The sequence below is a fragment of the Pseudoalteromonas sp. Isolate6 genome (genome assembly GCF_022398435.1).
Taxonomy (GTDB): domain Bacteria; phylum Pseudomonadota; class Gammaproteobacteria; order Enterobacterales; family Alteromonadaceae; genus Pseudoalteromonas; species Pseudoalteromonas galatheae.
This window is the reverse complement of sequence record NZ_JAKEVK010000291.1, coordinates 1-4,255: the sequence shown is the minus strand read 5'-3', so window position 1 is coordinate 4,255 and position 4,255 is coordinate 1. Positions and strand designations below refer to the sequence as shown.

Genomic DNA, 4,255 nt, shown 5'->3' with positions numbered 1-4,255 from the left:
CGATATAACATCCTTTTAAGAGATGATAAAAGTTATCCGTATATTTTCCTGAGCGCTCACCAACATCCAAGACTTGCATTTCATCGTGGTAGTAGAAAACAAAAAGGTGAATACTTTGGTCCTTTCCCTAGCAGTGCTGCGGTATCAGAAAGTTTAAGATTAATGCAGAAGATTTTCCCGGTTAGGCAATGCGAAGATGCGTATTACCGAGCACGCAGCCGACCTTGTTTACAGTATCAGCTAAAAAGGTGTTCAGGACCATGCGTTGGCAAGGTAAGCGACGAAGAATACCAAGAACAAGTTGCCATGGTTCGACAGTTTTTGACGGGACGTTCACAGGACGTTATCTCAGCGCTGGTGGAACGAATGGAAACCGCTAGTATGTCTTTGGATTTTGAGAAAGCGGCAAAACACAGAGATCAAATTGCTTTATTAAGGCAAATGCAAGAACAGCAGTCCATTGCAGGAAACTTTGCAGAGCTTGATGTCATTGGTTATGAGCAGAAGAACGGTTTAGTGGCCATTCATGTACTGATGATAAGAGAACATAAGGTACTTGGGACGAAAACACATTTTCCAAAAGTACCAAAAGATTCTGGCGCAGATGAAGTGCTAACTTCTTTCCTTGGACAGTATTATATTTCAACGGGTAACCACTCTAGAATTGCTAAAGAAATTGTATTGCCATTCGAAATAGAAGAGGGAAGTGCATTAGAAGCCGCGCTGACTCAAGTTTCGAAGCGCAAAGTTAATTTCAAATGTAACGTTCGCGGTGAGCGAGCCCAATATCTTGCATTGGCAAATAAAAATGCGCAAAACAGTATTGAAGTTAAACAAAGTGCACAAGACTCAATCACCAAACGATATGCCAAACTAAAAGCAGTGCTAGGGCTTTCAGACATTCAAAGAATGGAGTGTTTTGATATCAGCCATACCATGGGAGAAAACACGGTTGCATCGTGTGTCGTATTCGATGGTCAAGGGCCAAACAATAGAGAGTATCGCAGATATAACGTCACAGGGATCACCCCTGGGGATGACTACGCAGCGATGGATTTTGCATTAAATAAGCGCTACGGCAAAATGTCGGATGAAGCTAAAGTTCCCGATATTATTTTCATTGATGGTGGTAAGGGGCAGTTAGGTAGGGCAGAGTCTTTCTTCGCTGATTGGCAACTCAAGAAAATGCCGATACTGATAGGGGTTGCAAAAGGCACAAGCCGAAAGCCGGGATTAGAAACGTTATTAATAGATGGTGGTCGTAAAACGGTGAATGTCGAAAGTGATTCACCTGCATTACACCTTATCCAGCATATCCGCGACGAATCACATCGCTTTGCAATTGCAGGGCATCGTAATAAAAGACAAAAGCAAAGAACGCAATCTGTGCTTGAAGAGATTGAAGGCGTAGGTCAGAAAAGACGTCAGGCACTACTTAAGTTTTTAGGAGGCATGCAGGGAGTTAAATCTGCAAATATACATCAATTAAAGCAAGTTCCTGGGATCAGCCCTGAAATGGCTGAAAAGATATTTAATCATTTGCATGACAAAGCTTAAGCAATCATGCGAACATAGAAAAAAAGACAATACCAAGTAGTTATGTGGAATATTCCAAATACGCTCACAACATTTAGATTGCTACTCATTCCTGTGTTTGCAGTCGTTTTTTATCTTCCTTATTCATGGGCATTTTTTGCCGCCGCTTTTATTTTCTGGTTAGCTTCAGTTACCGATATCCTCGATGGCTATCTTGCTCGTAAGTTGGAACAGTCAACACCATTTGGCGCTTTTTTAGATCCTGTTGCCGACAAAGTGATGGTCAGTGTCGCTTTGGTGATACTTGCTACACATTATGATAATTATTTCATTACTATTTCTGCTGTTGTCATTATTAGTAGAGAAATAGTTATTTCTGCGCTGCGTGAATGGATGGCTGAGCAAGGTAAAAGAGGAAGTGTTGCAGTATCTTGGCTGGGTAAATTTAAAACAGCTGCGCAGATGTTAGCTATTATAGGTTTGATTTGGCAATTATCAGAGTGGATGACAATGCTAAGTTACGCACTTTTAGCTATCGCTACATTGCTAACATTAGTTTCTATGATCCAGTATCTCTATGCTGCAAAAGGAGAATTGACTAATTCTTGACTTGAAATGATTATAAACCCAGCGGTTTAGATAAATTTTGAGCAAACGATTCAAAACATTCATTTTTTATGTTGACGCGTTCCAGAACTTCTGTAGAATGCGTCCGTGTTGAGAGGGCAATGTGTCATCTAAATGAAATTTAGATAGCATCACCTAGCAAGTTAAAGTTTAAAGAAGCTTAGTAAATAAGTGGATTTAAATAATGGAACGCGAGTATAGCTCAGCTGGTAGAGCGCGACCTTGCCAAGGTCGAGGTCACGAGTTCGAACCTCGTTACTCGCTCCAAATTTGCGGCGGAATGGCAGAGTGGCCATGCAGCGGATTGCAAATCCGTCTACCTCGGTTCGACTCCGGGTTCCGCCTCCATTTCTCAACATATCCACATGCGAAAGCAAGCCCGATGCCCGGGTGGTGGAATTGGTAGACACAAGGGATTTAAAATCCCTCGCTGGTAACAGCGTGCCGGTTCAAGTCCGGCCCCGGGCACCATTTATATCGGGATTTGTATATAACAAATCTATATGGTTTTTATGTACAAAACGGAACGCGAGTATAGCTCAGCTGGTAGAGCGCGACCTTGCCAAGGTCGAGGTCACGAGTTCGAACCTCGTTACTCGCTCCAACTTTTGCTTTCACACCCGATGCCCGGGTGGTGGAATTGGTAGACACAAGGGATTTAAAATCCCTCGCTGGTAACAGCGTGCCGGTTCAAGTCCGGCCCCGGGCACCATTTATTTTTCACATATCAAATTTACCAGTGTGAAAAATGGAATGCGAGTATAGCTCAGCTGGTAGAGCGCGACCTTGCCAAGGTCGAGGTCACGAGTTCGAACCTCGTTACTCGCTCCAATATTCTTCATGGCGGAATGGCAGAGTGGCCATGCAGCGGATTGCAAATCCGTCTACCTCGGTTCGACTCCGGGTTCCGCCTCCATATCGCATATTCTCTTTATTCTTAATATCCCACTAATTTACCTTTTTGTTATCCAAGAACACCACTGTTACTGATTTATCCACATCTTCTTTTACTTAAACACTGTTTCTTTAGATCCCATAATTATTACAACCACTAACTAATAACAAGAATCGAAAGTTAATATTCAATGCCTTTATAAACGCATCTATATTCATATTTTCAATAAAAGGTATCATTTTGGTATCTAGTCCTGCTTATCGGATAGACTTACTGCTTCTTAGTAGCTTTGCATTTTCACTTCCACATAATTTACGTACACCTTTTCTACATAAAGAAGAATTGACCTGGCTTTGTTTCGAGTTCTATATGTAAGTTGGCAAGTTGATATGCTAACAGATGTTACATAACGCTAGTTGTTCCTTAGTGATGCTTAAAGTTTATGTAGACTCGCGTGACCTCAATTCGGTCTTTTTGGGCGAAAAATATACTGTTTCGACATGTTTCGTTTATTTTTTGTTCGAACAAACCTTTTTTATAAGTTTTAATGAAAAAAGGGTTGCACTAAAATCGGATCTCCCTATAATGCGCATCCACCGACACGGGGAGCAGCGCTGAAAAGCAATGAGCCAACGAGTTGGTAGTCGAGTAAAACTTAGCTTTGAAAACTTCTCAAGAAATTAAAAATTAAGTGTTGACAAAAAATTGGGAATGCTTAGAATGCACACCCCTCGAAACAACGAAATGTTTCGAAACGTTCTTTAAAAATATGAAGCAATCATCTGTGTGGGTACTCGTACAGATTGAGTTCTAACAGCAGATTCTAGTTCGCTAGATGGCGCAAACAAATTTAGAGTCTCAATTGAACTGAGTGACCAACAGAATAAACATAGTTTATTCAGCACAGTCAATTCGATACCGAAAGGTATCAAAATCAGAATTCATTGAGCACGAATCTTCGGATTCAAAAAAACTTTTAATTGAAGAGTTTGATCATGGCTCAGATTGAACGCTGGCGGCAGGCCTAACACATGCAAGTCGAGCGGTAACATTTCTAGCTTGCTAGAAGATGACGAGCGGCGGACGGGTGAGTAATGCTTGGGAACATGCCTTGAGGTGGGGGACAACCATTGGAAACGATGGCTAATACCGCATAATGTCTACGGACCAAAGGGGGCTTMGGCTCTCGCCTTTAGA

General features: G+C 41.7%; 2 protein-coding genes, 7 tRNA genes and 1 rRNA gene. All 10 read left to right on the top strand.

The genetic code is table 11. From position 1 onward, the window contains the following. A partial coding sequence (uvrC, locus tag L1D50_RS21900; protein ID WP_239966827.1) for an excinuclease ABC subunit UvrC occupies positions 1-1,557 on the top strand: 1,557 nt, incomplete at its 5' end. Positions 1,558-1,599: 42 nt separating this feature from the next. After that, entirely contained in the window at positions 1,600-2,145 is a 546-nt protein-coding gene (gene pgsA / locus L1D50_RS21895; RefSeq protein WP_128725210.1) for a CDP-diacylglycerol--glycerol-3-phosphate 3-phosphatidyltransferase, read from the top strand. Between the two features lie 209 nt (positions 2,146-2,354). Beyond that, positions 2,355-2,430 (top strand) — tRNA-Gly (locus L1D50_RS21890). Between the two features lie 7 nt (positions 2,431-2,437). Continuing rightward, positions 2,438-2,511, top strand: a tRNA-Cys gene (locus L1D50_RS21885). Between the two features lie 36 nt (positions 2,512-2,547). Then, positions 2,548-2,634: transfer RNA gene (locus tag L1D50_RS21880), tRNA-Leu, on the top strand. Positions 2,635-2,691: 57 nt separating this feature from the next. After that, positions 2,692-2,767 (top strand) — tRNA-Gly (locus L1D50_RS21875). A gap of 21 nt (positions 2,768-2,788) precedes the next feature. Further along, a tRNA-Leu gene (locus L1D50_RS21870) sits at positions 2,789-2,875 on the top strand. A 43-nt stretch (positions 2,876-2,918) separates the two neighbouring features. Then, positions 2,919-2,994 (top strand) — tRNA-Gly (locus L1D50_RS21865). Positions 2,995-3,005: 11 nt separating this feature from the next. Further along, positions 3,006-3,079 (top strand) — tRNA-Cys (locus tag L1D50_RS21860). Positions 3,080-4,035: 956 nt separating this feature from the next. Then, a 16S ribosomal RNA gene (locus tag L1D50_RS21855) occupies positions 4,036-4,255 on the top strand; the annotation flags it as partial.